Origin of the sequence: Mesorhizobium sp. M5C.F.Ca.IN.020.29.1.1 (assembly GCF_003997375.1) — a bacterium.
In the GTDB taxonomy this organism is placed as follows: Bacteria; Pseudomonadota; Alphaproteobacteria; order Rhizobiales; family Rhizobiaceae; genus Mesorhizobium; species Mesorhizobium wenxiniae.
Genome location: NZ_RZSW01000314.1, coordinates 1 through 7,139, shown reverse-complemented (window position 1 = coordinate 7,139; position 7,139 = coordinate 1). Strand labels below are relative to the sequence as shown.

Below are 7,139 nucleotides of genomic sequence, written 5' to 3'. Positions count from 1 at the left end.
GTCGGCGACACCGTGAACGTCAGCCAGCGGCTGCAGGACCTCGGCAAGAAGCTCGAACCGGATGCTGCGACCGCCATCGCGATTTCCGGCGAGACCGCGTCGCGGCTCGACGAAAAGTTCGAAACGATCCCGGCGGGCAAGCACAGGTTGCGGGGGCGCGGCGAAGCGACGGAGGTCTTCCAGCTTGGCAAAGTCGCGACGTCAGAATCGTCCCGTCTGGACGTTCGCCGCGCTCAAGCAGGCTAAGGGACATGCCACTTCCATGCCGCTGATCGGCGGCTTGGAGAAGCCCACGGCTTTGGGAATGACTGGAGCGGGGTCACCTAGTGCCGTAGCCGATTTCAATTGGAGCGACAAGAACGCGGCAAAGTCGCTGGTCCAGTCAACATCCGCTTACGAGCCGCCAAATCGGCTCTGCAAGCGCCGGTTTGGGTCAGATCACGTCGGTACTCGCGGGGGCCCGAAGGTCCGCTTTTTATGATCCGAACCTCAAAGCTGCCAGTCAGCATTCGGCCCCACTCCGGTCATTCGGGGAGGGCCGTTCCTGGTGTTACCTGCTCGTTCCGATCGACGAGACAGATTCCACCCATTTCGGACGTTCAGCCGATTAGTTCGCGTCGATGCTGCCTGCGAGGTAGAAATGCGAATGCCAGTCCGATCTGTACGACCACAGCGCCGGGCCGCAATCCAAGGCCAAGCTCGGCAATTGTGGGGCGTATGCTTATCTAACGATCAGTCGTTCGCCTCGATACCTTGCGCCTTCAAGGCCGGGCGGGTTTCCCCCCGCGAGCAATAGACACTGGTGTCGAATTACGCTTCTATTGAACCGTCAGTTCGGCTCGCTCGCCGGCCTTGATGGTCACCGTGCTTTCCTTCGAGCTGTTGTCCAACCTCTCCGCGACGACCGCGTAGTCGCCGGCCGGCAGCGCCGCCTGATACTTCTCGTCGTAGACGTAACCGAGCGATTTGCGGTTGCCGTTGATGTCCTTCTTCGGATCGAAAATCTCGATCTTCGAGGCCCCTGGCGCGGTGATCGCCAGCACGCCGGCATTGATGGCGACCTTCAGATCCTGATGCTCACCGGCCTTGACGCTGAACGGCTGCTCGACGACGGCAAGGTCGACCGTCGCCGTCAGCATATAATCATCGGGCGGCAGATCGAACTTGCTGTCGGGACCATAGGCATGAGCCACCTCTTGCCTCGTCCCGTCGATCTTCTTTCTTGCCTTGAACACCTTGAAGCCGATGCCCGAACCGTCGGCCTTGTCGCCGCCGGCAATGTAGTAGGCGTTGGCAACGACATGGCCGACGCCGACGATGATATCCTTGTCGACGATCCTGCCGGCAGTGAGCGGGATGGTTTCGGTGATTTCGCCCTGCCCGATCCTGACCGTCACTTTCTGGTCGCCGGCCGGCAACACGACCTTCGTGTCGCCATAATAGGTCGCGGGCGTATCGACGCCCGGATAGGCGATCACGAGAGCCGCGCCATCGGCGACGTCCGCCCCCTCACTTGGCCGCGGATGAATGATGAGCGTGCCCGCATTCAGCGTGACAAGGGGCTTGTAGACCTGGCCCGCCTCGACCGTGATCTTCTGTTCGGTCCTGGCCTCGCCATAGCGTGCGACGACTATGTAGCCGCCCGGCTCCAGATTGCCTTTGTAGGCTCCGTATTCGGTGGTGACGTAATCGCCGCGGGTGCCGTCGGAGCTCGCCTTGTAGATCTCCCAGGAATTGCCGTGGGTGACGGGATCGCCGCCCTCGGCGAGCACCACGGCCGGCATGAAGTTGAACTCCGGCTTTTCCGGCTCGGGGGCCGGCTGCGGCGCAGGCGCTGGTTCGAGCGCCGCGGCGGCGATGGTTTCGACCAGCGCGTCCTGTAGGGCTTGCTCGTCGGACGCCTGGATGTATTTGCCGCCGGTGTTGTCGGCGAGGCAAGCGACCTGCTTGCCCTCGTCCGCGGTCAGGCCGAAGCCGACGACGTTTACGGTGAAATCGACACCGGCAGCCCTCAGTTCCTTGCCGAGCGCGCAAGGGTCACCTTTGCAGGTCTCGAGCCCATCGGTGATCAGGATGACGGTGGCCTTATCCTCGGTGTATTTCAGCGCCTCGGCCGCCTGCTTGACGGCTGATGTCAGCGGCGTCTTGCCGATGAATTTCAGGCTGTCGGCGGCAGCGGAAACAGCAGCTGCCGAGCCGGCCTGCGGCGGCACGATGAGCTCGATGTCCTCGCAACTGCCCTTCTCGCGATGGCCATAGGCCATGAAGCCGATTTCCCTGTCGGCCGGGACCGATTGCAGCACGGTTCGCAGCGATTCCCGGGCGATTTCGAGCTTGGGCTTGCCGTCGATCTGCGCCCACATCGAGCCGGAGGCATCGAGAACGATGACGACACGGTCGGCGGCAAGGCCAGGCGTCGTCATCCACAAAAGGAGAGCCGCCGCAGCGACGCCCCGTGCAAGTCCCGCCATGAAATCTCCCCCAGTGGCTGCCAGTTCGTCGCAGCCAGTCAGTCTCTGCCAGTCCGGGGGAAGCTATTTGACGCCGCGTCAGGACACAACCCCGGACGCAGGGCATGGGAGGGTCGGCCACAAGCCTTGAGCCAAACCACTCAATACGTCGTGCGACGCTCTTCGGAAGGCGGCCGGCCGAACTGCAGCCGATAGCTCTGGGCAAAATAGGAGTGCGAGGTGAAGCCGGTGGCGATCGCCACGTCGAGGATCGGCATGTTGGTCTGGCGCAGCAATTCGCGCGCCCGCTCGAGTCTGAGCCGCATGTAATAGCGGCCGGGCGTCACCGTGAGGTGTCGCAGGAACAGCCGCTCTACCTGACGTACCGACAGGCCGGCCGATTTGGCGAGCTGCACCGCCGACAGCGGCTCGTCGAGATGATCGGCCATCAGCTCTACGATGCGCCGCAGCTTTTCCGATTTGCCGGTCAGGTCGCGCTCAGGACCTACGCGCTGGCGGTCTCCGGCAGAGCGGATGCGCTCGTGCTGGAACTGGTTGGCGACGCCGTTGGCGAGGCCCGAGCCGAAATCGCCGCGCACGATCTCCAGCATCAGGTCGATCGAGGTGGTGCCGCCGGCGCAGGTGTAGCGCTTGCGGTCGATCTCAAAGACATTGCCGGTGCAGTTGATGTCGGGAAACCGCTCGACGAAGCCGGCGCGGTTTTCCCAGTGGATGGTGCAGCGATAGCCTTCGAGCTGGCCTGCCTCGGCGAGCAGATAGGAGCCGACCGACAGTGCGCCGAGCGCGTTGCCGCGCCGGCCCCAGCTGCGCAGCGCCGCCAGCACCTTGCTCTTGCCGGGAAATTCGGTCGTCAGCCCGACCGAGACGAAAAGGATATCGACCGGCGGCAGATCGGCGACGGCATAGTCGATCTTGAGCGGCAGGCCGTTGGAAGCCATGACGGCATCGCCGTCGGCCGACACCGTCGTCCAGCCATAGAAGTCGTGGCCGAGCAGCCGGTTCGCCGACCGGAACGTGTCGATTGCGGCGGCCAGCGAGAACATGGAAAACTTGTCGACCAGCAGGAACCCGAACTGCCGGCCGCCTTGAACAAGATCGTTCGCGACCGGCCGCTCTAGAGCGGGATGCATTTGGGTTGAGTGGGGCATCCCGCTCTATCTCTTTATTTCAGCCGCATTTATGCAACGCCAAGTGATCCCACTTGGCTGCAAAATGCTCGGGGAACAGTGTGGTTCGGCAAAGCTGCGGCTTTCCAGGTTCAGAAAGACGGCCGTTTCAATCCGGCCGCGAGATAGGCGGAAGCTAGCGTGTTGGCCATCAGCATGGCAATGGTCATCGGTCCGACGCCGCCAGGCACCGGCGTGATGGCGCCGGCCATCGTCGCCGCTTCCGCATAGGCGACGTCCCCGACGAGGCGGGTCTTGCCTTCGCCCTTTTCGGGCGCCGCGATGCGGTTGATGCCGACGTCGATGACGGTGGCGCCTGATTTGACCCAGTCGCCCCTGATCATTTCAGGTCTGCCGACAGCGGCAACGAGAATGTCGGCGGTGCGCGCCAGTGCGGCCAAGTCCTTGGTGCGGCTGTGCGCGATGGTGACGGTGCAGTTGGCGGCAAGCAGAAGATTGGCCATCGGTTTGCCGACAATATTGGAGCGGCCGACGACCACCGCATTAAGGCCGGAAAGATCCTTGCCGCGCACGCGCTCGATCAGCAGCATCGAGCCGGCCGGCGTACAAGGCACGAAGGCCGTCTCCAATTCGCCGGTGCCAAGCTTGCCGACATTGATGAAGTGGAAGCCGTCGACATCCTTTTGCGGCGCGATGGTCTGGATCACCTTGCCCGCGTCGATATGGCCAGGCAGCGGAAGCTGCACCAGGATGCCGTTGATGCCGAGATCGGCGTTGAGTTCGCCGATGATATCAAGCAGTTCCTGTTCGGAGGTCTCGGCCGGCAGCGTGTGCTGGACCGAATGAAAGCCGCATTCCTTGGCGGTGCGGGATTTGGAGGCGACGTAGACCTGGCTCGCCGGATCCTCGCCGACGATGACCACTGCGAGACCGGGCTTGTGCGCGCCCTTTCCCAACAGTTCGGCCGTCAAGGCCTTGACGCGCCGCACCACGTCTTCGGCGACGTTCTTTCCGTCAATCAACTCGGCCATGAACACCCTCAACATCGTTCTACTTCGGGCGGCATTTTCACGAAAATCCGACCCGGCAATCCCGTCAAAGCGCCGTCTTATGCCGCTAACTCGAAACCGATGGCTTTTATTCTATCCGGCGCTCAGAAATAGCGCCGCGATCGGCTTTCGCTGAGTTCGCGAACCGCTTCGCGGAATTCGCGCAGGCTGGCTCGGATTTCTTCGATGGAGGCTTGCTGTTCGGCGGCTTTCGAAGCGTGATTTGCGTCGTCCGACGAGGCTCGGGGATAGGCGGACTGCTGCTGCGGATAAGGCCCGGCATGGGGCGCCATGGCCGGCGGATAGGGATAGCCGGCCGGCGGCGGCTGCATCTGCCAGGGATAGCCCATCGGCGGTTGCGCATACGCTTGCATAGGCGGGGCCGGGTACATCGCTTGCTGCTTGACCGGATCCCGCTTTGCGCCTCCGGCGACTGCGGATGCGCCATTGGCCGGTGAGTCACTGGAACGCGAGGCTTCGCTGCGCGCCTTGCGCGGCACGATCCTGCTCACCGCCGACAGCAGCGCATTAATCGGACCTGAATGCCTGGTGGCCTCGACTGGCGGAACGGGCGGCGGCGACGCCTGGTATGCCTTGTCTTCAAAACGGCGCTCGTCCGTCCGGCGGCGCGGCCGCGAATTGGCGGTATCGCGCAGGCTCGCATAGGCGCCGCGCATGGCGCCAAGGCCGACACCAGAGGCGAGGCCCGCCAGCAGGCCGGCTAGCACCGTCACGGCGCGCGACGGTCCGTTCGGCTCGAGCGGGGCGAAGGCCCTGGAGATCACGTTGATGTTGGCGGTGTTGATGTCCTTCTGCTCGCCGGTTTCCTTGGCGCGCAGAAGGTACTGTTCATAGACGGATCGTTTGGCGGCGGCCTCGCGCTCCAGTTCGCGCAACGTGACCAGATCGCTGTTGATGTCGCCGCTGCGGACCTTCAACTGCGCCAGCCGGGAGGCCAGATCCTGTTCGAGCTGCACGGCGCGCCTGAGGTCGACCTGCAGCGACGAGGCGATGCGGCGCAGTTCCCCGGCGATGCGCTCGCGCGAGCCGGCAAGCTGGGCATTGAGCGCCTGGAGCTCGGGATGGCGCGGCCCTAACCGGATCGCTGCGCGGTCGGCCTCCTGCTTGAGCGCCGCATATTGCGAGCGCAATTCGCTCATGGTGTTGGAGTTGATCTCCTCCGGCAAGGTGCCGCTCAGAACCGAATTCACGTCGATCGAGCGCGCCGACGCCGCGCGGGCGTTGAGTTCCAGCGTGCGCGCGCGGGCGATGGCAAGCTGCTGGTTGAGCTTGAGCATCTCGTCGTCGCTGATCAGATGGCCTTGCGCGTCGACGAGGTCGTGCGCGGCCCTGAAATCCTCGACCTTGCGCTCGGCCACTTCCACGCCCTTGCGCAGTTCGTCGAGCCTGCCCGTCAGTTCGTTGGTCGCGCGGCCAGCGGTCTCCGACTGGATCTGACCGAAGGTCTGCAGGAAGACGTCCGTCATCGTATTGGCGACGAGAGCCGACTTCTCGCCATTTTGCGTGGTGGCGCTGACGGAGATGACGAAGGTCTTGCCGCCGCGCTCGACCGAAAGGCTCTCCGCCAGATTGGCGACGGCCAGCGCACGGCGGCGGCCCTGACCGACACCCGGCCCGTCATTGCGCGACAGGATCGACCGGATGAGCGTCATCACGCCCAGGCCGTCGGAACCCTGCCCGTTGAACTCCGGATCGTTGACCAGATTGAGCTTGTCCACGACCTTGTTGAGAACGGTGCCGGAGGTGAGCACGCGAACTTGGTTTTCGACGATGGCCAGCGTGGCGTCGGACGCAACCACCGATTGGGTGAGGTCGCGGTCGGTGAGCTTCAGGTCGCGCGGGTCGACGATCAGCTCTGCGGTGGCTTCGTATTTCTTCGGCGTCGACAGCGCGATCGCGACGCCAAGCGTGGCGCCCAGTATCGTCATGGCGACGATCAGCAGCTTCGACCTTGCGATGCCGCGGACGACCTGCATCGGATCGATCAACGGCTTCCATCCGTCGTCATCCTCGCGGGAAGATCGCTGCTCGTCAGCGGCGTATCGAGCTTCGAACGTGGCATATCGTGGATCGGACGCGGCATACCGAGGCTCGAACGCGGCGTATCGAGGATCGAACGCGGGGTATCGAGGATCGAACGCGGCATATCGAGGATCGGCATCGGAACGGTGGTCCTCGAAAATACCGGGAGAAACCGGCTCCTCCCGCGGCCTGGCTTCCGCACGGTCCGCTTCAACGGCCTCGCCCGCCTCTGGCGATATCCGGGCGGCCGAAGCGGATGCATCCTCGGCTTGAAACTGGCTTGTTTCATCGTTTGCCGAGAATTCCGGAGTTACCGGGCGTTCCGGAATCGCCGAGGGCTCCGGGGTTGCCGAGAGTTCCGGATGCGCTCGCCCCTCGCGGCGCAGGCGCGCGAGACGATGGCGCGTCGCGGCATCTTCGCGCCATGACGGGTCTGCCCGATCCCCGAT

4 protein-coding genes and 1 pseudogene are annotated in these 7,139 nt (G+C 63.9%); 1 reads left to right on the top strand and 4 read right to left on the bottom strand.

Features of this window, described 5'->3' with window-relative positions:
• Nucleotides 1–246 (top strand): annotated as a pseudogene (locus EOA85_RS22455) (adenylate/guanylate cyclase domain-containing protein); the annotation flags it as partial.
• Nucleotides 247–818: 572 nt separating this feature from the next.
• Here the strand turns inward: EOA85_RS22455 and EOA85_RS22450 are convergent.
• The 4 genes from EOA85_RS22450 to EOA85_RS22435 form a co-directional block, all read right to left on the bottom strand.
• On the bottom strand, nucleotides 819–2,471 hold the full coding sequence (locus EOA85_RS22450; RefSeq protein ID WP_127211210.1) for a VWA domain-containing protein: 1,653 nt from the start codon (nucleotides 2,469–2,471) through the stop codon (nucleotides 819–821).
• A 140-nt stretch (nucleotides 2,472–2,611) separates the two neighbouring features.
• Entirely contained in the window at nucleotides 2,612–3,601 is a 990-nt protein-coding gene (locus tag EOA85_RS22445) for a GlxA family transcriptional regulator (RefSeq protein WP_095519062.1), read from the bottom strand.
• A 128-nt stretch (nucleotides 3,602–3,729) separates the two neighbouring features.
• Entirely contained in the window at nucleotides 3,730–4,629 is a 900-nt protein-coding gene (gene folD / locus EOA85_RS22440; RefSeq protein ID WP_127211209.1) for a bifunctional methylenetetrahydrofolate dehydrogenase/methenyltetrahydrofolate cyclohydrolase FolD, read from the bottom strand.
• Between the two features lie 122 nt (nucleotides 4,630–4,751).
• Nucleotides 4,752–7,139, bottom strand: a 2,388-nt coding sequence (locus EOA85_RS22435; RefSeq protein ID WP_348627923.1) for a Wzz/FepE/Etk N-terminal domain-containing protein, incomplete at its 5' end; no start/stop codon positions are given.